Origin of the sequence: Streptomyces chiangmaiensis, from assembly GCF_036281785.1 — a bacterium.
Taxonomy (GTDB): Bacteria; Actinomycetota; Actinomycetes; order Streptomycetales; family Streptomycetaceae; genus Streptomyces; species Streptomyces chiangmaiensis.
In genome coordinates, this window is record NZ_JAYWVC010000012.1 from 36304 (window position 1) to 60272 (window position 23969).

The 23969-nt window shown below is 68.8% G+C and carries 13 protein-coding genes and 3 pseudogenes; 7 read left to right on the forward strand and 9 right to left on the reverse strand.

The window, feature by feature from the left end:
• Nucleotides 1–531: 531 nt before the first annotated feature.
• From VXC91_RS06250 to VXC91_RS06260, 3 genes and pseudogenes are all read right to left on the reverse strand, one after another.
• A pseudogene (locus VXC91_RS06250) lies at nucleotides 532–3501 on the reverse strand (Tn3 family transposase); the annotation flags it as partial.
• A 268-nt stretch (nucleotides 3502–3769) separates the two neighbouring features.
• Nucleotides 3770–5361, reverse strand: a pseudogene (locus VXC91_RS06255) (MFS transporter).
• Between the two features lie 134 nt (nucleotides 5362–5495).
• Nucleotides 5496–6509, reverse strand: coding sequence for an NAD(P)/FAD-dependent oxidoreductase (locus VXC91_RS06260; RefSeq protein WP_329505718.1), 1014 nt, complete (start codon nucleotides 6507–6509; stop codon nucleotides 5496–5498).
• A 97-nt stretch (nucleotides 6510–6606) separates the two neighbouring features.
• On the opposite strand from VXC91_RS06260, the gene VXC91_RS06265 reads away from it, so the two are divergent.
• From VXC91_RS06265 to VXC91_RS06285, 5 genes are all read left to right on the forward strand, one after another.
• A complete protein-coding gene (locus VXC91_RS06265) occupies nucleotides 6607–7200 on the forward strand; it encodes a helix-turn-helix domain-containing protein (RefSeq protein WP_329505720.1) in 594 nt (197 codons plus the stop codon).
• 128 nt (nucleotides 7201–7328) lie between these two features.
• Nucleotides 7329–8201 carry a class I SAM-dependent methyltransferase gene (locus VXC91_RS06270; protein WP_329505722.1) on the forward strand — a complete coding sequence of 291 codons (873 nt, stop codon included), beginning with the start codon at nucleotides 7329–7331 and terminating at the stop codon, nucleotides 8199–8201.
• A gap of 434 nt (nucleotides 8202–8635) precedes the next feature.
• Nucleotides 8636–9526 carry a recombinase family protein gene (locus tag VXC91_RS06275; RefSeq protein WP_329505725.1) on the forward strand — a complete coding sequence of 297 codons (891 nt, stop codon included), beginning with the start codon at nucleotides 8636–8638 and terminating at the stop codon, nucleotides 9524–9526.
• 187 nt (nucleotides 9527–9713) lie between these two features.
• Nucleotides 9714–10184 (forward strand): cation:proton antiporter regulatory subunit, encoded by a 471-nt coding sequence (locus VXC91_RS06280; RefSeq protein WP_329505727.1) that lies wholly within the window; start codon nucleotides 9714–9716, stop codon nucleotides 10182–10184.
• 6 nt (nucleotides 10185–10190) lie between these two features.
• Nucleotides 10191–11453 carry a cation:proton antiporter gene (locus tag VXC91_RS06285; protein WP_329505729.1) on the forward strand — a complete coding sequence of 421 codons (1263 nt, stop codon included), beginning with the start codon at nucleotides 10191–10193 and terminating at the stop codon, nucleotides 11451–11453.
• Between the two features lie 150 nt (nucleotides 11454–11603).
• On the opposite strand, the gene VXC91_RS06290 is transcribed toward VXC91_RS06285, so the two are convergent.
• Both VXC91_RS06290 and VXC91_RS06295 read right to left on the reverse strand, forming a co-directional pair.
• Nucleotides 11604–12191 (reverse strand): response regulator, encoded by a 588-nt coding sequence (locus tag VXC91_RS06290; protein WP_329505730.1) that lies wholly within the window; start codon nucleotides 12189–12191, stop codon nucleotides 11604–11606.
• Nucleotides 12188–16354, reverse strand: coding sequence for a HAMP domain-containing protein (locus tag VXC91_RS06295; RefSeq protein WP_329505732.1), 4167 nt, complete (start codon nucleotides 16352–16354; stop codon nucleotides 12188–12190). The genes VXC91_RS06290 and VXC91_RS06295 overlap by 4 nt, the downstream gene beginning before the upstream one ends.
• A gap of 281 nt (nucleotides 16355–16635) precedes the next feature.
• Here VXC91_RS06295 and VXC91_RS06300 point away from each other — a divergent pair, with 281 nt between their 5' ends.
• A complete protein-coding gene (locus VXC91_RS06300; RefSeq protein WP_329505783.1) occupies nucleotides 16636–18495 on the forward strand; it encodes a SpoIIE family protein phosphatase in 1860 nt (619 codons plus the stop codon).
• 503 nt (nucleotides 18496–18998) lie between these two features.
• Here VXC91_RS06300 and VXC91_RS06305 read toward each other — a convergent pair.
• The 4 genes and pseudogenes from VXC91_RS06305 to VXC91_RS06315 all read right to left on the reverse strand — a co-directional run bounded on the left by VXC91_RS06305 (nucleotide 18999) and on the right by VXC91_RS06315 (nucleotide 23021).
• Nucleotides 18999–20246 carry a PP2C family protein-serine/threonine phosphatase gene (locus VXC91_RS06305; protein ID WP_329505734.1) on the reverse strand — a complete coding sequence of 416 codons (1248 nt, stop codon included), beginning with the start codon at nucleotides 20244–20246 and terminating at the stop codon, nucleotides 18999–19001.
• Between the two features lie 414 nt (nucleotides 20247–20660).
• Nucleotides 20661–21017 (reverse strand): annotated as a pseudogene (locus VXC91_RS46930) (PAS domain-containing protein); the annotation flags it as partial.
• Between the two features lie 101 nt (nucleotides 21018–21118).
• On the reverse strand, nucleotides 21119–22216 hold the full coding sequence (locus tag VXC91_RS06310) for a hypothetical protein (protein WP_329505736.1): 1098 nt from the start codon (nucleotides 22214–22216) through the stop codon (nucleotides 21119–21121).
• A gap of 52 nt (nucleotides 22217–22268) precedes the next feature.
• Complete coding sequence (locus VXC91_RS06315; RefSeq protein ID WP_329505738.1) at nucleotides 22269–23021, reverse strand: class II aldolase/adducin family protein; 753 nt, start codon at nucleotides 23019–23021, stop codon at nucleotides 22269–22271.
• Nucleotides 23022–23132: 111 nt separating this feature from the next.
• Between VXC91_RS06315 and VXC91_RS06320 the strand changes: the two genes are divergently transcribed.
• Entirely contained in the window at nucleotides 23133–23921 is a 789-nt protein-coding gene (locus VXC91_RS06320; protein ID WP_329505740.1) for a FadR/GntR family transcriptional regulator, read from the forward strand.
• Nucleotides 23922–23969: the final 48 nt, after the last annotated feature.

The following is a 23969-nucleotide window of genomic DNA, read 5'->3' on the forward strand; positions in this document are numbered from 1 at the left end:
ATGCACCTGAAGAAGGCCGAATGTGACTGTGGGCTTGATCACGCGTGGCCGCCCGCGCCGCGCGGAGTGGGCGGTAAGTGCCGGGCGTGAGGCCTCGGTTGCCGACTTGTGAGTCGAGGCCAACGACATCCTTCGCGCCAGGTGGCCGCCGTGCCGGTGGAGCGGTCCGCTGCTTCGCCACAAGGAGGGGCAAGGGTCACGGTGACTGCGGCGTGGACCCTGGGCACGGATGCGTCGCACCGAGGTGTCCGGGTGGGTCCCCTCGGGGAGCGAGTAGGAATGGAACAGAAGACCGGCGTAGCCGTCAAATCTTTTGACGGACAGTAAGAGGGGCTGCCAGGGTGCGTCCCATGAGTGACGACCCGACGATCGGGTTCCTGAAGGCGGACGTGGCGCGGTTCTGCGCCGGTCTGGATGAACTGGCCCCGGCGGGCTGCGGCAGATCGGCGGCCAGGTGGGCTTGTCGCACGAGAAGGTCCGCTACCGGCTCGCCCAGCGCGCGGGCAAGAGCGAGTCAGCAGGGGAGACTTCTTAGATCGCGGTGGAGGCAGTCTCGGGCTTGACGGTGGAGCGGAGCTGTCCGCCCTGGACCTCGCTGGGCAGGGCGAAGCTGTAGCGGCCGTGGAAGTTGATGTGAGCGAACTTCAGCGGTGAGAGCCGTGCGACGTCCTCGTCACGGATGTGGATGCCCTCGGCCCGCATCTCGCCGATGATCTTCTGGAAGTACACCGTGTTCCACAGGACAACGATGTTGAGCATCAGTCCCAGTGCCCCGAGCTGATCTTCCTGGCCCTCCCGGTAGGACTGCCTCAGTTCGCCCTTCTGCCCGTGGAAGATCTTCCCGGCTAGTTCGTGGCGGGATTCCTGCCGGTTGAGCTGGGTGTTGACCCGGCGCCGCAGGAGTTCGTCGGTGAAGTACGAGGACAGGTACGCACTGCGGTCCAGGCGGCCGAGTTCCATGACGGCCTTACCGGTGGGGGTGGGCTTTCCCGTGGGCGCGAGGACGCGCAGAGCCTCCGAGGCTTTGATAGTGCCGGAGTGCAGCGAGCCTGCGAGGCGGAGCATCTCGTCCCAGTGGGCGGTGATCTGCTTGAGGTTGACCTTGTTGCGGGTCACCTGGTTGATCGGCCCGTAGTCGGCGTCCGGATCGGCGCGGTAGAGGGTGGCGCTACCGACGTCGGCCAGGCGCGGGGAGAACTGGTAGCCCATGAGGCGGAAGAGGCCGAAGACGATCTCGCTGGCGCCGTGCGTGTCGGAGGTGATCTCGACCGGGCACAGGGCGGTCTCCTGCTCGAGGAGGCCGTCCAGGATGTAGAAGGAGTCGCGCTGGGTGCCGGGGATCAGGATGCCGTGCAGGCCGCTGAACTGGTCCGAGAGGAAATTGTAGAACGTCACCCCGCGCCGTCGGGTACCGAAGTACTTCGGGTTCGGCCCGGAGTTGAGGGTGCGGATCGGGGTGACGAAGCGCAGCCCGTCGGCGGAGGCCAGCTCGCCGCCGCCCCACGCCTGCAGCAGCGGCAGGCGCATGTGGTAGTCGACCAGGCGGGCGTTGGCCATCGAGAGGGTCGCCGCGCGTACGTAGTTCTGCTCGACCCAGAACAGCCGGTCGCGGCTGAGCGCGTCGATCCCGTCGTGGACGATCGGCTCGATGCCGACGTTGGTGGCCTCCGAGGTAAGGACCGGGGCCACGGACAGCTGAAGGTCGTCCATGCGCGAGTTGGCCTCGGAGACGTGGGTGAAGTCGGCCAGGTAGGGCGCCCAGGAGTCGACCTCCAGCACGATCTCGGGAAGGTCGACGGCGGGCATGCGCGCCTCGATCTCCTTGTTCAGGTTGATCAGAGAGGCGGGTTCGTCCAGGCGGTCCAGGCCGGTGAGGATGATGCGGTCGCGGCCGCCCTGCTGCTCGATGCGCACGTTGGGATTGGCGGCCAGGCCGTCGGCGAACTCCGGGTGGGCCTTGTCGAGTCGGTCGGTCCGGGCCTTGAGGATCTTGTGGGGCTTGGGGTCGAGGTCGAGTTCCTCGCAGACCCGGGTGCGGGCCGCCTCCCACGCCGCATCTTTCAGCAGACGGGCGTTGGGGTCGCCCCACTTGCGCAGGCCCGGCACGAACACCTCGTGCCGGTGCAGCGCCGCGCGCAGGGCTTCGGCGGAGGCGACGATCAGGGCGCGCTTCTCGACGCTGCCCACGGGCATCGGCGGGGGCGGAAAGCCCAGACGCCGCCAGGCGGAGGTGAGCACCTTGGCGGGGATCTCCCAAGCCTGGATGGGGCGGCGCCGGCCTTTGAGGGACTTCACGAAACCGATCGCGTCCAGGACCGGTTCGCCCGCCGGGCTGGCCTCGAAGGTGAACGTCTTGAGCAGGCCGGGCAGGAAGCGGGCGATGGTGTTGTAGCGGGCGGCGAGCATTTGCTCGGCGCCGTCGTCGGGCTGCTGGGCGAGGAGTTTGACGGTGTCGGCCGCCGCGTGAACCAGGCCGACGTCCATCGCGTCGAGCATCGCGCGTACGTCGCCCTCGGGGTCGGCGGCGGCGGTGCAGATGGCGAGCCAGGCTTTGTGCAGCTCGATCGCGGCGGCGTCCAGGTCCTTCAGCGTCCGCAGCCTCTGCTTGGTCATCTTGGCGGCGGAGCTGCGGATGATGTCGCCCATCACGAGGTCGAAGACCTCGATCGCCTCGTCGGCGGCGAGCTGCGGCATGACCGCGGCGAACGCGACCAGGGTGGCCAGGCGCCGGTCTCCGGCGAGGTCGGAGACGGCCTGGGCGCGGGCGGCCTTGGCGAACCGCACCAGGGCCTGCAGCCGTCCCGGCGGTATCGCGTCCAGGTTCCACGCGGAGCCGCCGAAGGCGCGCAGGGACTCGTAGCGTTCCAGGGCCTTGCCCACGCCGCGCGCCGGGATGTCGCGCGGGGAGCGGCGCAGGCGGTCCAGCTCGGAGAGGCGCTTGCCCGCGGGGACGACGACCAGTTGCAGCAGACGCTCGGCCTGCTCCGTGGTCGGGGCGGCGGCGAGGGTGGCCCACAGGCGCTTCTCGGCGCGCTCGCGGGTGCCGGAGACCAGGCGTTCCAGCACGGTCACCCCGGGCAGCACCACCTTCTTGTCCACCAGGCGCTTGGTGGCGAGGTCGAACAGCCGGGTGGGGCGTTCGTTGCCGATCCAGGCCCGCTGGTACATCCAGCGGGCGAGCGCGAACCACTGGTCGAACTCGAACGTGTACCCGTACTCCTTGCGGATCTGCTCCTGGTGATCCCAGCGGGCCTCACCGGTGCCGTACCCGGCGAGCTCGCCAGGGTCCAGACCGAGTTGCTCGGCGACATAGCCGACCACCACTGCGGGCACCTCCTCAGGATTGTCCAGGAAGCTGCCCAGGTATCGGATGGTGCCGAGCTGAACGGCCCAGCCGATCCGGTTGCGCCCGCTGCGGGCGGCCATTGCCCGGCGCCGTGCGGTCTGATCCAGCAGGAAGGACCCGGCGAGCTGTCCCTCGTCCGGGTCCTCGGTGAAGTGACCGAAGCGCCTGTTCGTCGCTCAGAAAGTTGGTGGGCACCGCCCGCTCCTTGACCTGTCGGCGTGATTCGCGCGTGACGGTGCCAGGTGACCTGACGGTGCGTGAGACGATCTCTGATTCCAGACCAGAGCATCACCCCATGTGATAGACGAGGTCACGAACCCGGCGCACGATCAGCCGGGCCGTGACCCGGTCGGCTGATCGTGCGGCTGGCGAACGCGGTGTACGCGGAGCGGTCTGCTTGCTGTGCGCCCGGCTCTTGTGCGGTCAGCAGGCGGCGACGGCCTCAGCGGCTTCTGTCTCGTCCGCGACCGCGGAGGGGGTGTTCTTGGGGCCGCGGAAGGCGATGTAGACGAACAGGACGCCCATGACGGCGGCGCCTGCCCACATGGCCTGCTGCCAGCCGTCGACGAAGGACTGCTGGGCTGCGTGGAGCAGGTCTTGTGCGTGCGGGCCGGTGCTGCCCGCCGCTTCAACGGCGTTGGCGACGCCTTCCCGGGCGGTGTCCGCGGCCCCCTGGGGGATGCCGTGCAGCCTGTCGTCGATGGCGCCGCGGTAGCCGGCGGACACGAGCGCGCCGAGCAGGGCGACGCCGAGTGCGGTGCCGAACTCGCGGGTGACGTCGTTGAGGGCGGAGGCGACGCCCTGCTTCTCGCGCGGCAGGGAGGCGGTGATGGCTTCGGTGGACGGGGTCATCGACAGGCCCATGCCGACGCCTATGGCGAGCAGGCCGGGCAGGATGGACAGGTAGCCGCCGCCGACGGAGACGAAGAGGGCCATGAGCGCCAGGCCGACGCCGGCCATCGCAATGCCCACCACCATGGTCGAGCGAGCGCCGATACGCGCGGCAAGCTTGGGGCCAGGCCGGAGGCCATCATCATCATGACGGCCATGGGCATCATCGCCACCGTGGACAGCAGGCCCGACCAGCCAAGTACGGCCTGGAAGAACGGGAAGAGGACCACGCCGATGCCCGCCTGGACACCGAAGACCACCAGAAGCGTGACCGAGCCGCCGGCCAGACCGCGCTCACGGAACAGGCGGACGTCCAGCAGCGAGGCGTCGCGGCGGTGCAGCTCCCAGGCCACGAAACCGACAGTGGCGATGAGGCCGACGGCGAGGCTGATCAGCGTCGCGAGGGCGGTCCAGCCGCGTTCGGGGCCTTCCTGCAGGACGAAGATGAGGCCGACCACGGCGACGGTGGAGACCAGCGCGCCGACGGTGTCGAATCGGTGGGCCGAGGTCTCGCGGGAGTTGGGAACCGACTTCACCGTCATGGCCAGGGCCACGAGGACCAGGACCACCGGCAGGACGAACAGCCAGCGCCAGTCGGCGACATCAACGAGGAGCGCGGAGAGGAACATGCCCAGGATGCCGCCGCCTCCGGCGACACCGGTCCACACGCCGATCGCCTTGCCGCGCCGCTCTTCGGGGAAGGCGGAGGTGATGACGGCAAGCGTGATCGGCATGATCGTCGCGGCGCCGATACCGCTGGCCACGCGCGCGGCGAGCATCACCTCCGCCGTCGGGGCCAGGCCCGCGACAACGCTCGCGGTGCCGAAGACACCCAGCCCCGTGATGAGCATGGGCTTGCGGCCCAGGCGGTCGCCGACGGCGCCGAGCGGCAGCAGCAGCGCGGCCAGGGCAAGGGTGTAGATGTTGATGATCCACAGGACCGTGCTCTGGGAGGCGCCGAACTCGACGGCCATGTGTGTCTGCGCGACGTTCAGCCCGGTCACCGAGGCGATGACCGCCATCAGCGCGATGGAGACGGCAATCAGGATCGTGCGCAGCTGACGCGCATCAGGTACATCCCCGCCGCTGGCTTCAGCGGCCTGTACGGGCTGGTTCGTACTCATGGGTTCCTCTCAAAAGGGGCATGCTGAGTCAGCGCCGGAGCAGGGACCGGTCGCCGAGTAAAGGGGGGCGGGGCTCGGCCACCGCGCGTATCGCCGGGTGCGGTCGAGCGGTGGGCCGGTGCCGCGTGGGGACGTCAGGGGGCGGGTGCCTCGCCCTGGGCTGCGGCGAGGGCCGCGTCGGTGTCCGCGGTGGCCAGCAGGCCGTTGATGTGGGAGCCGGCCAGGGCGCCGGCCGCGGCGGAGGCACCGACCTGGGCGGTGAGGTCGGTGGCGTTGCCGGCCACCCACACGCCCGGCACCTCGGTGGTGCCGGCCATTCCGGAGGCGAAGCGGCGGCCCATGTTGTCGGGCAGGTCCTCCATCGGCAGCTTCAGACCGTCCAGGCCCTCGGTGCGGGCCTGCATCTGCGTGGCGACCGCGAGGACGCGGCGGGCCACGACCTTGCCGTCGGTCAGGCGCAGCCCGGCGAGGGTGCCGTCCTCGTTGGTGATGACTTCCTGCACCGGGGTGTCGACGATGCGGATGCTGCGGGCGGCGAAGCGGGCGCGGGTGTCCTCGTTCAGGTGAGTGCCGTGGGTGAAGTAGGTCAGGTCCTCGGTCAGCTGGCGGAAGAGGAGTGCGTGGTGGATGGAGGCGGGGCCGGTGGCGAGGATGCCGATGGGCTCATCGCGCACCTCCCAGCCGTGGCAGTACGGGCAGTGCACCACACCGTGTCCCCAGTGCTCGGCGAGGCCGGGGACCTCGGGCAGCACGTCCCGCAGGCCGGTGGCCACCAGGACCCGGCGCGCGGTCACGCTCCGGGCGTCGGCCAGGGTAATGGTGAAACGCAGATCTCCGTCAGCCGACGGGGCGGCGGGCTCGGTCGAGACCACCTCGCCGAAGACGATGCGGCCGCCGTACTGGCGCACCTGCTCCCGGCCCCGCCGAAGGATCTCGGGGGGCGGGGTGCCGTCCAGGACGATTAAGCCGTGCATGGCCTCTGCCGGCGCGTTGCGCGGGAAGCCGCTGTCGATCACGACGACCGAGCGGCGGGAGCGGGCGAGCATCAGCGCACCGTTCAGCCCCGCGGCGCCCCCGCCGATCACCACCGCGTCGACGGTCCCACCGGGCAGTGCGTCGTTCGCGTACGGAGAAGTCGTCACAGCCACGTCCTCCTACCCTTTCCTCGTGCGTGGTCCCAGACGTTGCGGACCATCTGCACACGACGCTAACCCCGCATTGCATCGAGAGCATAAGATGTTGCTCATGACGCAAGAAGGTGGAGAGCTGGACAGCCTCGTACGCAAACGCATCCGCGCTCTGCGGGTGGCGCAGGGCTGGTCGCTGGAGGAACTGGCCACCCGCGCCCACCTCAGCCAGTCCTCACTGAGCCGCATCGAGAACGGCCAGCGCCGCCTCGCACTGGATCAGCTGGTCACTCTCGCCCGCGCCTTGGACACCACGCTGGATCAACTCGTGGAGACCGCCACCGACGACGTAGTCACCAGCCCGACGATCGACGGCACCCACGGCCAGATGCGCTGGACCGTCAAGGCCGACCCGGGGATGAGCGTGATGCGCAAGCGCATGACCGAACCACCACCCGAGAACCCGGCGCGCATGCGTGCCCACCCGGGGCGCGAATGGCTCGTCGTCCTGTCCGGCACCGCGATCCTCATGCTCGGCCACCGCCGCTTCCGCCTCGAGACCAACCAGGCCGCCGAATTCCCCACGATGATGCCGCACGCGATCGGCGCCGAGGGCGGGCCCTGCGAGATCCTGGGCATCTTCGACCGCGACGCCCGCCGCGGCCACCAGCGCGACGGCGACGGCGGCGACGCTCAGGGCGCTCCCGAATGACGGCGCGGGTCGCGCGACGGCCTCCGCAGCGGTGACCTCTTGCGCGTCGGGCAGCACCCCCGACCATAGCCTTGCGTAAACGGGAAGATTTTGTGCCGCAGGCGCATAATCGTCTTAGTGTGAAGAGCATGAACCAAGCACACACGCACGCCCCCCGCCACGGCGCTTCGCACGGCCGCCACCAGGTGCGCGGAACCGACGGCCAGGCGGAGATCCTCGACCTGGACGCCGAGGTCCTCGCCGAGCACATAGCCTCCATCACCGCATGGCTGCCACTGAAGACCGGCCCGCGCCAGATCGTAGATCTGGGCTGTGGCACGGGCGCGGGCACCTTCGCCCTCCTCGACCGCTTCCCCGACGCGCACGTCACCGCCGTCGACGCGTCCGCCGAACACCTTCAGCGCCTGCACACAAAGGCGTGCGCCCGCGGCGTCCAGGAGCGCGTGTGCACCGTGCAGGCCGACCTCGATGAAGCCGTCTGGCCCGACCTCGGCTCACCGGACCTGGTATGGGCGTCGGCCTCGATGCACCATATGGCCCACCCCGACCGCGCACTGCGCACCGTCCACGACGCGCTCGCGCCCGGCGGCCTGTTCGCCGTCGTCGAACTGGCCGGCCACCCCCGCTTCCTGCCCGAAAACGCCCCCAAGGACCGGCCAGGCCTGGAAGAGCGCGTCCACGCCGCGGCCGACCGCCTCCAAGCCGAACACATGCCCCACCGCGGCGCCGACTGGGGCCCGATGCTGACCGCCGCCGGCTTCACAGTCGAGGACGAACGCACCATCGCCGTGAACATCGAAGCCTCCCGCAGCGAAGCGATCGGGCTCTACGCCCTCGGCATCCTGCAGCGCATCCGCAGCGTCATCGCCGAAAGGATCTCCCCCGAGGACCTCACCGCGCTCGACCAGCTCCTCGACACCAGCAGCCCGCACAGCATCCTGCGCCGCGACGACCTGACGGTACGCACCGAGCGCACCGTCTGGGCCGCCCGCCACACCTGACCCCGAACACGGGGCGACGGTTAAGAACGCTGTCATCAGTCGCAAACGAGGGGGTGTCACGTCCGGCGGGGGCGCGCTCAGCAACGCGTCGGGCGACTGCGTAGACGCCGGGTCGGGCGTACCGGCCCCGAGAGCAGACGGAGGCATGCCGTGCCGCCGGCAACCACGCTCCAGCAGCGGCACAATCACCTTCGCGAGAGCGAGGCACTGCTTGTCTTTCGCGTTCGGCACCATGGCGCCGAACGAGGGATCAAGGACAAGGCAGTGAGGAACCAGCCCGGCGCGTCCGTGTGACGCAGGGTCATTCTCACAAATGACCATCTGTGCGAGTTCTGCGAGAGCCCTCGGACGCGATCCGTTTCCGCAGGTCGCCGTTCGCAGAAGTCCTCTCAGAAATCGCACGTTCTGCGAGAGACTTTTGACACACTGATCGCGTGGATCTGACGCCCGATCAAGCCGCAAACACGGTAGAACGCAACGACTGCCCCAAGTGCGAGGTTCCTGCCGGGAGCGCCTGCCGAACGCGCGGCGGGAAGACCGCGACGAAATACCACACCCCCCGCTTCGTCCTCATCGCCGCACTGCGCGAGGAGCTCGAAGTCCTCATCCCCGCCGACCGCGGCCCCGGCCACCCCTGGAAGCAGGGGTCGGCGCCCGCCGCCGTGCCCGCGCAGCGCACCCAGAAGCCCATCAGAATCGGGTACGCCCGCACGTCAACAGCCCGGCAGGAGCTGGCGAGCCAGCTCGAAGCCCTCCACGCGGCCGACTGCCACAAGGTCTACAAGGAACAGATCAGCACCCGCGTCAAGGTGCGGCCCGAGCTGGAGGCCGCGCTCGCGCTGGCCCACCAGTTCAAGGAGGCCGCCCCGGACACCCCGGTCATCTTCACCGTGCACGAGCTCAAGCGGCTCGCCCGCAACGCGGCCGAGCTGATGACGCTGTCCGCCGAGCTCCAGGCCGGCGGCATCCAGCTCGAACTCCTCACCGGCCCGCTCACCGGCATCTACGACCCCAACGGCATGGGCGCCATGTTCTTCGCCGTCCTCGCCGTCGCCGGGCAGATCGAGCGCAACTACATCCGCGAGAAGACCCTCGAAGGCCAGCTCACCGCCGCGAAGAAGGGCAACCACGGCGGCCGCCCCAAGGTCATCGACGACGACATGCTCACCTTCGCCCTCGCGCTCAAGGACAAGGGCGTCCCCGTCCCCGAGATCGCCAAGAAGCTCACCATCAAGACCGGCAAAAACGCGGGCACGAACCCGTCGGTCGCCTCGCTGTACCGCGCGTTCGCCGAGGCCGAGCAGGAGACGGAGGCGGCCTCGTGAGTGCAGAAGCCGAAGCTCACCTCACGCCCCGTCAAAAGATTTGACGGCTACGCCGGTTTTCTGCTCCGTTCCTACTCGGACCCCCCCTCGGCCGATTCCGGGCGTTCGTTAAGGTGGCACCAACGGTTTCCAAAGAGACAGTCAAGTCAGTCAGCCGGACAGAAGGGCAGCCGTGGGCACTGCGCGCATGAGTAGTACGCCGTTGCCGGGGATCGGCGTGCGCTACGACCTGACCACGCGGGAGCAGCATCGCTTGTCGGTGGTGGCCCATCGGGACGGTTCGCGGACGCTGAGCGCATACCGGGAGGACGATCCGGATGCGTGCGCGTTGTCGGTGCGGCTGACCCTGGGGGAGGCGGAGGCGCTCATCGACGCGATGATGCCCAAGCATCACAGCCCGAGCCTGCTGTCACCGACCGAACTCGGGCTGGTGGCCGAGCGGATCGAGCTGGCAGCGACGTCGCACTGGAACGGGCGGGTACTGGGCGACACGAGGATGCGCACGGAGACCGGCGTGTCGATCGTGGCCGTACTGCGCCGGGCCGAGGCGATCCCCTCGCCCGGGCCGGACTTCCGGCTGGCGGGCGGTGACACCCTGATCGTGATCGGTACGCGCGAGGGTGTGGATGCGGCCGCCGTGATACTCGGACGGGACTGATCCGCAGTGCAGTCCTCTGCGGTCTTCCTGATCGAGTTCGGCGCGATCACGCTCGGTCTCGGGCTGCTCGGCCGCTTCGCCGGCCGCTTCCAGTTCTCGCCGATCCCGCTGTACCTGCTGGCCGGGCTGGCCTTCGGCGAGGGTGGGCTGCTGCCACTGAACACCAGTGAGGATTTCGTGGCGACCGGCGCCGAGATCGGTGTGATCCTGCTGCTGTTGATGTTGGGCCTGGAGTACACGGCCAGCGACCTGGTGTCCAATCTGAAAACCCAGTACCCGGCGGGGCTGGTCGACGCCGCGTTGAACGCGGTGCCCGGAGCCGCGATGGCACTCCTCCTGGGCTGGGGCCCGGTGGCGGCGGTCGTCCTGGCGGGCGTCACCTGGATCTCCTCATCCGGTGTGATCGCCAAGGTTCTCGGCGATCTCGGGCGGCTCGGCAATCGAGAGACCCCGGTGATTCTCAGCATCCTGGTGCTGGAAGACCTGTCCATGGCGGTCTACCTGCCGATCATCACCGCGCTGCTGGCCGGGACCGGACTCGCGGCGGGCGGCGTCACGCTGGCCATCGCACTCGGCGTTGCCGGATCGGTCCTGTTGCTGGCGGTGCGTTACGGGCGGCACATCTCCCGGTTCGTCTCCAGTGAGGACCCCGAGAAGCTGCTGCTGGTGGTTCTGGGTCTGACCCTCCTGGTCGCGGGGCTGGCCCAGCAGCTCCAGGTCTCCGCCGCCGTCGGCGCCTTTCTCGTCGGCATCGCCCTGTCCGGCGAGGTCGCCGAGGGCGCGCACAACCTGCTTGCGCCGCTGAGGGATCTGTTCGCCGCAGTGTTCTTCGTCTTCTTCGGTCTGCACACCGATCCGTCCAGCATTCCACCGGTGCTGGTGCCGGCGCTCGTCCTGGCCGTCATCACCGCGCTGACGAAGATCGCCACCGGGTACTGGGCCGCGAAGCGGGCCGGTATATCCGCCAAGGGTCGCTGGCGTGCGGGCGGCACCCTGGTGGCACGGGGCGAATTCTCCATCGTCATCGCGGGACTTGCGGTCACCGCCGGCATAGAGCCCTCGCTCGGCCCACTGGCCACGGCGTACGTGCTCATCCTCGTGGTCCTCGGCCCGCTCGCCGCCCGCTACACCGAGCCTGTGGCCCTGCGCCTGGCCGTCCGGCTGGGCAAGTCGGCGCCGACGGGCAAGAGACCCGCCGAAGCCGAGGCAGCAGCACTTGTGGAGGCGCGGGAAGCGGTGGGTGGTCAGGGTACGGCCGACAGGTTGTGAGTGAAAACGGGTGGGCGGCGCCGACGGAGCGGGACACGGTCCCGCCGCTCGCTCCCCTGGCCGGAGACACCGCCAGGACCCGCTCTGCGCCGGTTAGGAGCCGCCCGGTGCAATGTTGCCTAACCGGGCTGAACGCGGGCGCGCCCGGCATCACTCGGCTTCGACGGGACCCGGGAGGAGGGTCCCCACGCTGCGCTCCAGTTCCGCGATGCGGTCGGCGAGCCCGTCGGCGTCGGGTTCGCGCCGGTCGCGGAGCAGCACTTCGATCCGGGTGAGTCGCTCGGTGATCTCCGTGAGTCGCTCGGTGTCCGCCGCCACCGCACGCAGGGCCAACTGGCGGTTCTTGCGGTGCAGATCGAGAAAGACGCTGATCTTGGTGCGCAGCACCCATGGGTCGATGGGCTTGGTGATGAAGTCTGCGGCGCCGATCGCGTATCCCCGGTAGGCGTAGTCAGCGCCTGCCTCGGTCCCGGTCACCAAGATGATGGGCACGTCCTTCGTCTGGTCGAGACGCTTGATGTTGGCGGCCGTCTCGAAGCCGTCCATGCCGGGCATCCGGACGTCCAGGAGGACGACCGCGAACTCCTGGCGCAGCATCGCCTTGAGTGCTTGCTCGCCCGATTGCGCGCGGACGAGGCGCTGGTGCAGCGGGCCGAGTACGGCCTCGAAGGCGACGAGGTTCTCCTCCATGTCGTCGACGATGAGGATGCTGCACTGTTCGGCCGGAGTGGTGCTCATGGCGCGTCCCTCGGTGGGTCGTCGGCACTGCTGTCCGCGCCTGCCTGATCACCGGAAGCGCGGGGGTTTTGCGCCGACTGTGGGGCGTCTCCCTGCGGGTCGAACAGGTCGCAGACGATCGACAGGAGGCGGTCGACGTTCACGGGCTTGGGCACGTAGTCGTTGGCGCCGCTGTCGATCGCCTTCTCACGGTCTCCGGGCATCGCCTTGGCGGTGAGCGCAATGATCGGCAGGTGGGCGAGGCGAGGTGTGTTCCGGATGGTGCGTATCGTGGCGTAGCCATCCATTTCAGGCATCATGATGTCCATGAGGACCAGGGACACGTCAGGGGACCGTTCCAGGACCTCGAGGCCTTCCCGGCCGTTCTCCGCGTACTTCACGGTGATGCCGACACGGCCCAGTACATGTGTGAGGGCGAAGACATTGCGTATGTCGTCGTCGATGATGAGGATGTGACGGCCCGCCAGGACCCGGCCCGGGCGTCCGCTGAGCCATTCCTTGAGCCGTGTCGTCTTCGGCCAGGTGTCCTCACGGCCGTCGGGGGCTCCCATGGCCGCCCTGCCCGTCAGTTCGTCGGTGAGGTGGTCCGGAGCCAGTCCGCCGGCACTGAGGCTCTCCACATGGTCGAGCGCCTGCTCGGATGACTCATGGTCGGTGGTGGCCGCCGATACCCGGCCCTCCGCAGGAAGCGCGGGCGTGACACCGACGGCACGCAGTTCCGTCAGGCCCTGCGTGGCAATGGTGTCGGGGTAGTGCGAGGGAACGTACAAGGTGAACCGGGAGCCCACACCTGCTTCGCTCTCGGCGACGATCTTGCCGCCGAGCATCCCGGCGATCTCCCGGCTGATGGACAGGCCGAGGCCGGTGCCGCCGTACTTGCGGTTGGTTGTGCCTTCGGACTGCTGGAACGCCTCGAAGATGATCGGGAGCTTCTCGGGGGCGATACCGATCCCGGTGTCCTTCACGGAGAATGCGATGACACATTCCGTGTTCTTGAGCGTCTCCTCGTCGAATTGCTCGGTCGGCACCCGGGTGACGCACAGCTCCACACTGCCGGAGTGGGTGAACTTCACCGCGTTGGACAGCAGGTTGCGCAGCACCTGCTGGATGCGCTGCTCGTCGGAGTACAACTCGGTCGGCACGTCCTCGCCGACCGCGATCTCGAAGCCAAGGCCGCGGTCGATGGTGAGCGGCCGGAAGGTCGCATGGACGTAGTCGAGCAACTTGATCAACGGCAGCGTCTTCGGGCGCACGTCCATGCGCCCGGCCTCGATCTTCGACAGGTCGAGAATGTCGCTGATCAGCTGGAGCAGGTCCGACCCCGAGCGGTGGATGGTGGTGGCGAACTGCACCTCCTGGTCGTTGAGGTGTCCATCGGGATTGTCGGAGAGCAGCCGGGCCAGGATCAGCAGCGAGTTGAGCGGCGTGCGCAGCTCGTGCGACATGTTGGCGAGGAACTCGGACTTGTACTGCGAGGCCGTTGCAAGCAGGGCGGCCTTTTCCTCCAGCGCCGCGTTGGAGCGCTGGAGCTCGTCCGACCGCTCGCGCAACTCGGAGGTGAGCCGCTGGGACTCCGACAGCAGCGACTCCGTACGGGAGTTGGCGATGATCGTGTTGATCGACACGCCGATCGTGTTGGCGAACTGGTCGATGAAGGCCAGGTGCACATCGCTGAACTTGCTGAGCGAGGCCAGCTCGATCACTCCGAGCACCTGGTCCTCGAAAAGGATGGGGAGGATGACGATACTGGCCGGACGAGCCGTGCCCAGCCCGGAGTTGATGGTGATGTAGTCGGGCGGCACGTCCGTGATGAGGATGCGCTGCTTCTCCTGTGCGGCCTGTGCGATCAGTCCGCGTCCCGGGGTGCCGGTGCCGGGAAGGGGGCTGTCGCCGCCGGCCTGGTCGGTGCCGTACCCGGCGATGAACTGGAGGCCCTCGCTGGACGGCGCCCCCGCCTCGGCGAGGAAGAACGCACCGAACTGCGCGTTCACCAGCGGCGTCAGCTCGCGCAGGATCAGGTCGGCGACCTCCACCAGGTCACGGTGGCCCTGCATGAGCGCCGCCATGCGGGTGAGGTTGGACTCCAGCCAGTCCTTGGCCCGGGTCGTCTCGCGGAGGTTGGAGACCATGAGGTTGATGTTGTTCTTCAGCTCGGCGACCTCCCCCTGTGCCTCGACCGTGATGGAGCGGGACATGTCGCCCTGGGTCACTGCCGAGGCCACTTCGGCGATCGCGCGGACCTGGGTGGTGAGGTTCAGCGCCAGCTCGTTGACGTTGGTGGTCAGCCGCTTCCACGTCCCGTAGACGCCCTCGACACGTGCTTGACCGCCCAGCCGGCCTTCGCTGCCGACTTCCCGGGCGACGCGGGTGACCTCGGAGGAGAAGGAGGAGAGGGTGTCGACCATCGTGTTGATGGTGGTTTTCAGCTCCAGGATCTCACCGCGGGCGTCCACGTCGATCTTCTTCGACAGGTCGCCCTGGGCCACTGCTGTCGCGACCTGGGCGATGTTGCGGACCTGCGAGGTCAGGTTGTCCGCCATGAAGTTGACGTTGTCCGTGAGGTCCTTCCACACCCCGGACACCCCGCGAACCTGTGCCCGACCGCCCAGGTTGCCCTCGGTGCCGACCTCGCGCGCGACCCGGGTGACCTCGTCCGCGAACGCGCGCAACTGCTCGACCATCGTGTTCACGGTGTCCTTCAGCTGCAGGATCTCGCCGCGCGCATCTACCGTGATCTTCTTCGACAGGTCGCCGTTGGCGACCGACGTGGTCACCTGGGCGATGTTGCGCACCTGCGAGGTCAGGTTCGACGCCATGAAGTTGACGTTGTCCGTCAGCTCCTTCCATACGCCCGAGACCCCGCGGACCTGCGCCTGCCCACCCAGGTTGCCCTCGGTGCCGACCTCGCGCGCGACCCGGGTGACCTCGTCGGCGAAGGCCGAGAGCTGGTCGACCATGGTGTTGATCGTCGACTTCAGCTCCAGGATCTCGCCCTTCGCCTCCACCGTGATCGTCTTGCCGAGGTCGCCCTCGGCGACTGCCGTGGCGACCTGTGCGATGTTGCGGACCTGCGAGGTCAGGTTGTCCGCCATGAAGTTGACGTTCTCCGTCAGGTCCTTCCACACCCCGGAGACCCCGCGGACCTGCGCCCGGCCGCCGAGCCGCCCCTCGGTGCCGACCTCGCGCGCGACCCGGGTGACTTCGTCGGCGAAGGCCGAGAGCTGGTCGACCATCGTGTTCACGGTGCTCTTGAGCTGCAGGATCTCGCCCCGGGCGTCCACCGTGATCTTCTGGCTCAAATCGCCGTTGGCCACGGCCGTGGTGACCTGGGCGATGTTGCGGACCTGTGCCGTCAGATTCGATGCCATGAAGTTGACGTTGTCGGTGAGGTCCTTCCACACCCCGGAGACGCCCGGTACCTGCGCCCGACCGCCCAGCTGGCCTTCCGTGCCGACCTCGCGGGACACCCGCGTCACCTCGTCCGCGAACCCGCGCAGCTGGTCGACCATGGTGTTCACGGTGAGCTTCAACTCCAGCAGCTCGCCGCCTGCCTCGACCGTGACCTGCCGGGTCAGATCGCCGCGTGCGACCGCCGTGGTCACCATCGCGATATCGCGCACCTGCGCGGTGAGCCGGGAGCCCATGGTGTTGACGGCCTCGGTCACATAGCGCCAGTCGCCGGCCAGCCCCTGCACCGTGGCACGCCCGCCGAGACGGCCCTCGATGCCCTCACGGGCGACGCGGGTCAGCTCGCCGGTGAACAGCGACAGCTGCTCCACCATGCGGTTCACCCCACGCCCCAGACGCCGTAGATCACCGCGGAGCTGGCGCTTGCCGTCGTGCAGCTCGGCGCGCTGCGTCAGATCGCCGTCCGCCACGGCATTGAGTACGCGGGTGGCATTGACGACCGGGACGGCCAGAGCTTCGAGCAGCGTGTTGGCCGCTTCCACGCTCGTGGTCCATCCCCCGTGCCCGGGACTGGCCGCAAGCCGCTCGTCCAGCCGCCCTTGTCGGACCACCTCCCGACGCACTCGCTCGAGCTCCGAGGCCAGGTGCGCGTTGCGCGTGACGATCTGGTTGAACACCCCCGCCATTTCGGCGAGGACCCCCTCGGGGAGATTTCCGGTGCGTACGGTGAAATCGCCGTCACAAAAGGAACTCATGGCCGCGAGCAGTGGTCGCAATTCGGCTACGCGGACCCACGCGCCGTCCTGAGCGGGGGAGGGCGGGCCTCCGGCCTCAGGGCTGGTTACCGGGTCCTGCTCCCGGAGCTCGGGCCCAAGATGAGCGAGATCAGGCTGGGTGGCAGGTTCCATGGCAACCCATTTCCGGGCAGACGATTACCTCCCGTTTAGACTACATTCGTCCTATATGACTCGACAGTGAGCTTGGGCTGGAGTCGCCAGTGAGGTCGTCCCCTGATCCACGTCCGGCCGTGGCACGGATGCGTATCCCCGCCAATGAGCTCGCGGCCTCGGCAGCGCGCAAGTTTGTACGCGCCGTACTCGCCGAGCGGACCGCTCTGCCGTTCCCCGGGGCGCCGGCGGTCGACGACCGGCTCGTGGACGATGCCGTGCTCCTTGCCGGTGAGCTGGTCACCAGCGCAGTGACGCACACCGGATACGAGGTCGAGGTGGCCTGCCGCCTCGAAGCCGGCAGCGGGACCCTGGACGATTCCGCAGAGGGCCGGACCGGGAGCGTGGGTCTCGTGGTCGAGGTGCTGGAGCGCGGCCCTTCCAGCCCTCCTGGCGACGGAAACGGCATACAAAGTCCCGTGCGCGGTTACGGCCGGCAGCTCATGCGATCACTTGCCGATTCCTGGGGTGTGACCTACCGGTGCACCGGGAAAGCCGACTGGTTCCGTATGGAGTGCGCGGTGGCGACCCCGCTGGCCACCGCGGAGCAGGGAGGTGCCGACTCCCTCACCGAGGCCGTCCGGCAGGGGCCGTCGTTCCCCGAGGCCCTCCAGGCCGCCGTGTCTCGCGAACACCGGGTCCGCGGCACCGAGTGGGCCGAGCGCGAAGGACAGTCGTTCCTTGCCGAGGCCGGAGAGCTCCTCGCCGGCCAGTTGGACGAGGACATGGTCGCAGCGCTCGCCGGACAGCTCCTGGTTCCCCGGCTCGCCGACTGGTGCGGGGTGTGGCTGACCACGGACAACGACGAGCTGCGGATCTCCCATGTCTGGCATGTGGACGAGCGCCGGATCCGCACGCTCCGTCTGGGGCTGGAGAAGGAACGACCGCCTTCCGGGCCGAGCACGAACGGCGTCCCATGGCCCTGGCCCGAGTGCCTGGGCGCCGAGCACGCGGCGGGTTCGGCGTTGGCATTTCCGCTGGTGGTCGGAGGTCGGTGTCAAGGTGCGCTGCTGATCGGCCGGGCTGGGCCGGGCCAGTTGACGGACGCCGTCGTGCGGCTCGTGGAGGACGTGGCCCGACGCGTCGCTCAGGCAGTGGTCACGGCCCGGCACTACACCCGGCAGGCGAGCATCAGCCGGACGCTCCAGCGCGGGCAGCTTCCCACCTCCCTGGCCACAATTCCGGGAGTGGACACGGCGATCGTCTACGAGCCCTGGGGTGAGGGCCAGACCGTCGGCGGGGACTTCTACGACCTGTTTCCGTTGGGAGACCAGCGGTGGTGCTTCCTGCTCGGTGACGTGTGCGGCCACGATCTGGAGGCGATGTCGGTCTCGGGACTGGCCCGGCACCTCGTACGGCTGTTGGCACGTGAGGGGCACGGTATCGAGTCCCTGCTCAACCGCCTGAACCACGCCATGGCGGAGGAGGCGGCCGAAGCCACGACATGCCGCGGCGAGCGGGAGGGCTCGCGGTTCTTGAGCCTGCTGTACGGGGAGTTGGAGCCCGACTTGGCCGCCGGCGGTGCACGATGCACGATTGCCAGCGCCGGGCACCCGCCGCCGCTGCGTCTGTCGACGGACGGCTCGGTCACCGCGGCCACGCACCCGCAGATGCTGCTCGGCGTCGATGACGACGCGGAGTTTCATGCCAGCACCTTCACGTTCGCCCCGGGCGAGACGCTGCTGTGTGTGACCGACGGTGTGACCGAACGCCGCAGAGGCACACGGCAGTTGGACGACGATGACGGTCTGGCCGAGCTCCTGAGGGGATGCGCGGGCCTGGGTGCGAAGGCTGTGGCTGAACGGGTACGGAAGGCGGCTCACGACTTCAGCACCGAACCGCTGGGCGACGATCTCGCCGTTCTGGTACTCGAGGCCATACCGGTGCTGGGGAGTACGGGGGACGCGGGGGCGGCGACCGCGGTGATGCGCAGTGGCCAGACGGGTTGATGACGCCGGGGTCCGGCGGCACGGATTGTGAAGAGCCCGCCGTCGGCAGTCGCGGGGTGGGCATCCCCTGCGACGCCAACTCGCGGAAGTTCTATGACCGCAAGCGCGCGGATGGCAGACGCCCTGTCCAGGCCGTGCTCGCCGTGCCAAGCGACGCGGCCTGTCGGTGCGGCGGCCTGTCTTGAGCATCGGAAAGCCATCGAGGAGACGCACGACGAACTCCGGCAGGGGCACGCCGGCGGAACCTTCTGCCTGTGGAAAGGAGTCAAGCTCCGGGATCTTGAGTAGGAGTCATCCGCCGTCGTGCCCCGCTATCAGGTCTTGAGCACTGCTCGCGTTGCGTTCCGGTCGACGCTCCGCCCACCGCGCTGAGGGCGTGGCCATAGCCCTCTAAGGGGGCGTTCTGCCAGGTCGTTTCGCTACCATGCGTCAACTCCGGCGTCGGCGGTCTCCAAGAGGTGCGGCAGAGCCAGAACTTGCGAAGCCGGATGTTGAAGCGGGCGTCATTCCGTGCGTCGGACGACCAGTACAACCACATCATCGATATGGCCCACCGTGACCGCTGCATCGAGGATTCGGTCAGCGGTCGCCTCCGCGTTCAGCCCCGCATGGAGGGCTTCGCCGGCCAGTGTTCCGGCCAGCTCCAGTCCGGCATCCAATGCCAAACCCGGGCCTTCCACCACGCCGTCGGTCATCATGACCAGCGCGCTGTCCTTGTCCAGCGTGAAGGTCGATTCGGCGTAATCGGTGTCGGGCATGACTCCCAGGACGGGCCCGCCCGGCAACTCGTGGACATCGTGGCTGCCGTCCTTGTGCGCGCACAGCAGCGGCACGTGGCCGGCGCTTGTGCCGGTGACCCGTCCGTCGAGGGTATCGAGATGCAGCATGGTGCAGCTGGCGAAGCGTGCGGTGCCCATCGTGAAGAGCAGCTCATTGGTGCGCGTCAGGACAGTTCCCGGATCCGGTTCACGGGCGGCGATCGCGCGCATGGACGAGCGCACTTGCCCCATGAAAGCGGCAGCGTCCACGTCGTGCCCTTGGGCGTCACCGATCTCCAGGGCGACCGCGCCGTCGGGCATGACGAAGGCGTCGTACCAGTCCCCGCCGATGTCCAGCCCGTCCTGGCTCGGCCGGTAGCGGGCGGCGATCTCCAGGCCAGGCAGGTGCTCGGGCAACGTCGGAAGCATGCTCTGCTGGAGTGCCATGGCCAGCTCGACTCGTGCCTTTTGCAATCTGATGCGTCTCAGTGCCTGGCCTGTCAGGTCGGTCAGAGTCGTCGTGAGGGCACGCTCGTGCGGGGACGAGTGGTGCTCGCTGTGGTAGGTCACCCACCAGGCCCCGAGCGGCTTTTCACCGAGCGGGCTGAGGGGGCTGACCGAGACGGCAAAGTTGGACCCGAGCCGGTCGATCCACGGCAATGTGACCCCATGCGGCCAACAGCTGATGTATTCCTCCTGGTTGGGAATGGATTGCGGCTTACCGGTGCGGATGGCATGGGCCAGCGGGTGCGGGGCGTCCAGCGACAGGTCTCGCAGGGCTTTGGCCACCGGCAGCGGGATGCCGGCATCGGAGAGGACACGCAGGCGGCCGTCGTCGACGAGCGCCAGTGCAGCGCCGGTGCCACCGAAGGTCGCGGCGAGCCGCGTGAGGACGACCTGTTGCAGTTCCTGCTCCGTGCCTGCGGTGATCAGGGCGGAGGAGAAGTCGGCGACCTCGTCGGCGCGCTGCCGCTCGGCGCTCAGCGCGACCAACGCTCTCCGTCGGCGTGCTTCCCGCTGGGTGTCGTCTCGGACCACTGCGAACGTGCGCTCAGGGCCGTCATATCCCAGTTGGACCCGATGGACCTGGCAGACCAGATGGTGCCAGCCGTTGTGCTCGGTGTGGTACCGCAACCTGGTCCAGCGGGACTGGGCGGCAGACGTACGCACGAGCCTCCGCAGGGCCTCCCGGTCATCAGGGTGGGCTCGCCGCACCACGCTGGACAAGGACACCGAGGCTTCCGGGAACAGCATCGCCAGGGCCGGGGCGCCGCCTATCCACTCCACCTGGCGGTCATGAGGGGAGCACATGCACAGACCGAGATTGGCGGCCTCGGCCGCCAATCGGAACGGAATCAGCAGACCGCTCAGGTCGTTCCCAGCGTGCAACGAGTGCACCCACACGAGCAGCTCGCCATCTGCCGGATCCCTGATCGTCCGCGCCTCGATCAGGCACACCACGGATGATCGGCCTGGGCCGGGGAACTTCAGTGCCCGCATCGTGATCGTCCTCGTCGTGGCGGCATGGGCCGCGAGACTCTCAGCTGCCATCCGCTGGCTCGCAGGCAACAGCTCACCAATGGTTCGACCCACGCACTGCTCCGCCGACCTGCCCAATGTTCTGGCCATCGCAGCGTTGAGGTGGTGGATGGCACCATCCAAGGTCAGAAGAGCCGATGGGGCAGCGCTTCGAAGAAGTTCGTGCGAGGTGTCCATCTGCCGCTCCCTGACAATTCGGCGAGCGATGCTTATGTCCCTATTCATCGTATTCCGGGTCCCCAGGGCCTCTCGTGTTGTCCCATCGAGGCACCCGGCTGGCCGCCGCTCCGCCGGACGCCACACTCAGGGGCTCCGGGCGGCCGCCGTCAGTCGCGAATGTCCTGCAGCAGCCACTCGCGAGGGATCTCGTGGCCCAGGCCACGCTCTCGGGCCCGCTCGTAGACGATCGCCGCGAGGGCGTGGAACTGAGCTCCCTGGATGTTGCCGCGTTCCGAGAACGTCACCTGCCGGTCGTCGTCCCGGGCGCGGGCGCGTCCCGCCAGCACGGCGTCGAGGCGGACCACCCGTGTGCCGCTCGGAGGCCGGCGCGATCCCCTGCCGCGGTGGTGGCGGTCCCAGACCGTGGCGTCCGGGCGGGCCCGGTAGGTCACGTACTCGTCGTCGGTCGCCCAGTCAGGCGCCGACGACGGCACGCTGGCGCTGCCGAGCCGAAGCCACACGTCGAAACGCTGTCGCGCCCGCGCGTCCGGGCATCCGCCGATGCAGGTGACGTGCGTACCCGGGCGCAGATGGCGGCCCAGGACGACGTCACCGACCGCGTCGGTGCAGCCGGCCACCAGGTCGGCGCCGTGGTGGACTGTCTCGGGCTCGTCGACCGCCACCACCTCCATGCCGTGCAATTCCCGCATCTGCGCGGCGAAACGCTCACGGTGGGACCGGGTCGGACTGTAGACCTGGACCCGCTCCAAGGGGCGGACGGTGAGGAAGGCCTCGATGTGGCTGCGCGCCATGCCGCCGGAGCCGAGCAGGCCCAGCACTCGCGCGTCCTCGCGGGCGCCGAGGCGTACGCCGATGGCCGAGTCGGCACCCACGCGCAGGTGCTGCATCAGTCCGTCGTTGAGCAGCGCTACGGGCTCTCCGGTCCGCGTGTCCAGCAGCAGCACCAAGCCGCAGAACATCCCGGGCCGTACGCAGTACTTCTCCTGGGTGCGGCGGCCCGGGGGACCGGTCTCCGTGAGCACGTCCGACTTCATTCGGATGGCCGCATAGCCGCTGCGCGCCGAGCCGCCTTCCATCGTCCCCCACTGGTAGACGCGCTCCTCGTCCATCGGCAGGGACAGGTCGATGCGCGGACGGCACACGCCGATCCCTGCGGCCAGGTCCCGGTACGACTTCTCGAGGGCGCGCACCACATCGGGCATCGTGAGCACGGCGGCCGTGACACCGTTGTCCAGGATGAGCATGATCCTCCGTTCGACCGTGCGGGGGAGGGGACGCCCCGGGCAGGCGGGCCGTTCAGGGGCGCAAGGGCGTGTCCGGGCCTTCGTGCTCCGTCCGGGCCGCGAGGTGGCGCCACATCGCCGACACGTTGAACGCCGGTCCGAGGTCGGGCAGTTCGTCGATGTCCTCGTCGGGGATGGGGCGCAGGGGTGCGCCGGTGGCGGCCACGGTCAGGGTCGCGCGTGCCAGGGAGTCAACCGCCAGGGCCCGGGTGACGGCTTCCGCGACGGCGTGGGCGGGGTCGCCGGTGCCGACAGCCACAAGTCCGTGCCCCCGCAGCACGACCACGGGGCGGTCCTCGAGGCAGTCTGCCATTTTCTCGGCCAGATCACGGCGGCGGATCAGGGCCGAGCGGGGCCAGACGGGGATCCCGTCGTGCGCGAGCCGGGCGGCCGGGATGTCGTACGAACCCACGAGTGGGAGCCAGGGCAGGTCTGCCACGGACGCCGCGACCACGGCGGGCGGATGGGCGTGTACCACGGCCGTGACCTCCGGCCGTGACCGCAGGATCTCGGTGTGGATGGGCAGTTCGCTCGGCGCCTTCCACCCGGAGGGGGTCGAGCCGGTGCCGTCGAGACCGACCTGCTGTACGTCGTCGACGACGGTGAAGGCGAGCCCGCGCTCCGCTGGTCCGCGTCCGCGGATCAGGAGGGTGTCCGGGCCGGTCCGGGCGCTCACGTGGCCCAGGATGTGTTCGACGAGGCCGGTGACGGCGAGTACGCGGCAGGCGATGGCAATGCGTTCACGAAGGGCTTCGTAGGACTCCACCTGGATTCGCCCACCCCTTTGGATGTGTAACTCCATTGGCCTGTTGGTATGACTTTAAGCCATTGCGACGAAGGGCGTCAATAAAGCTCCTGGTCATGGGACAATGCGCACATGCCATCGCGACCCAGCCAGGCTCAGCGTGCTGAGACCGAAGCCGAGAACCCCGTCAAGGCGGCCGCCCCGGCCGAGGGGCTGTTCAAGACGGTCTCCTCGAGCCGTGTCTCGCAGCTGATCGTCGACCAGATTCGGATGCTCCTGAAGGAGGAGCGCCTGCAGCCCGGTGACCGGCTGCCCAGTGAGCGCGAGCTGTGCACGCAGTTCGGGGTGAGCCGTGTGACTGTGCGTGAGGCGCTGCGCAGCCTGGAGGCCAGCGGGCTCGTCGAGATCCGGCTCGGTGCCCGAGGCGGCGCGTTCGTGACGGCGCCGTCGTCGCGGCGGGTGGGCGAGGGGCTTGCCGACCTGCTGTCGCTGTCGCCGCTGACCGCCACCGAGGTCACCGAGGCCCGCCTCGTCTTCGAGCTCGGCATCGTGCCCCTCATCATCGAGCGCGCCACGGAAGAGGACCTCGACGCACTCCGCGCCCTGTGCGACGAGCATGCGGAGGCCGTCAAGCAGGGCACGTACGACATGGAGATGTCGGCGGACTTCCATACCCGTGTCGCCGCCTGCACGCACAACGGCGCGATCGAGATGCTCGTCCAGTCCTTCCACGGCCCGCTGCTGATGAGCCTGCGTGAGGCACAGAGCATCGAGCCGCAGATGGGTCACCGCGGATCGAAGGAGCACCGCAAGTTCGTCGAGGCGATCGCGGCGCGTGATGCCGAGGCCGCGACGGAGATCATGCGCACACACCTGCAGCGGACCGCGTCCAGAGTGAAGGGCGACAGTCGGCGCGGGTGATCCTGAAAGTGCCGTGCCCCGGGTCCTGTTGGGCCCGGGGCTCTTTTG

Excerpts from the sequence above, each read along its gene's own strand:
- VXC91_RS06320 (WP_329505740.1), top strand. The coding sequence starts at position 23,133 with ATGCCATCGCGACCCAGCCAGGCTCAGCGTGCTGAGACCGAAGCCGAG.
- VXC91_RS06300 (WP_329505783.1), top strand. The coding sequence starts at position 16,636 with ATGCGTATCCCCGCCAATGAGCTCGCGGCCTCGGCAGCGCGCAAGTTT.
- VXC91_RS06265 (WP_329505720.1), top strand. The coding sequence starts at position 6,607 with ATGACGCAAGAAGGTGGAGAGCTGGACAGCCTCGTACGCAAACGCATC.
- VXC91_RS06295 (WP_329505732.1), bottom strand. The coding sequence starts at position 16,354 with ATGAGTTCCTTTTGTGACGGCGATTTCACCGTACGCACCGGAAATCTC.
- VXC91_RS06280 (WP_329505727.1), top strand. The coding sequence starts at position 9,714 with ATGAGTAGTACGCCGTTGCCGGGGATCGGCGTGCGCTACGACCTGACC.
- VXC91_RS06310 (WP_329505736.1), bottom strand. The coding sequence starts at position 22,216 with ATGCTCATCCTGGACAACGGTGTCACGGCCGCCGTGCTCACGATGCCC.
- VXC91_RS06270 (WP_329505722.1), top strand. The coding sequence starts at position 7,329 with ATGAACCAAGCACACACGCACGCCCCCCGCCACGGCGCTTCGCACGGC.
- VXC91_RS06290 (WP_329505730.1), bottom strand. The coding sequence starts at position 12,191 with ATGAGCACCACTCCGGCCGAACAGTGCAGCATCCTCATCGTCGACGAC.